This window comes from Domibacillus sp. 8LH, from assembly GCF_038806185.1.
Lineage (GTDB): Bacteria > Bacillota > Bacilli > Bacillales > Domibacillaceae > Domibacillus > Domibacillus indicus_A.
Genome location: NZ_JAVJNG010000162.1, coordinates 1 through 268, shown reverse-complemented (window position 1 = coordinate 268; position 268 = coordinate 1). Strand labels below are relative to the sequence as shown.

Here is a 268-nt window from a genome sequence, read left to right as displayed (position 1 = left end):
CCATCAACACAGAGGAAGAAGGGCAAATAATCTATTTCGTGCCCTTTAAAATGTATCGCGAAAAAAAGTTAATGAGGATACACATTACCAGCGCTTATCCTGAGGACGTGATGCCCAAGCTGGATAAGGTAAATTTTTTTAACATTGCGAAGAATCTTAGGATAGGAAAGCCACTTCCCAAACCCCAGAAATAACAAAACCCGCCTAAAAGCGGGTTCCGTCGAGCATTGATTCAAATTTTGAGCCTATGCTCGATATTCAGAAAGCC

At 41.4% G+C, this 268-nt stretch carries 1 protein-coding gene; it reads left to right on the top strand.

Annotated features, from left to right (window positions below; genetic code table 11):
* Nucleotides 1–194 (top strand): hypothetical protein (locus RG959_RS24250; RefSeq protein WP_342799313.1); only part of this gene is annotated, 194 nt, incomplete at its 5' end.
* Between the last annotated feature and the right edge of the window lie 74 nt (nt 195–268).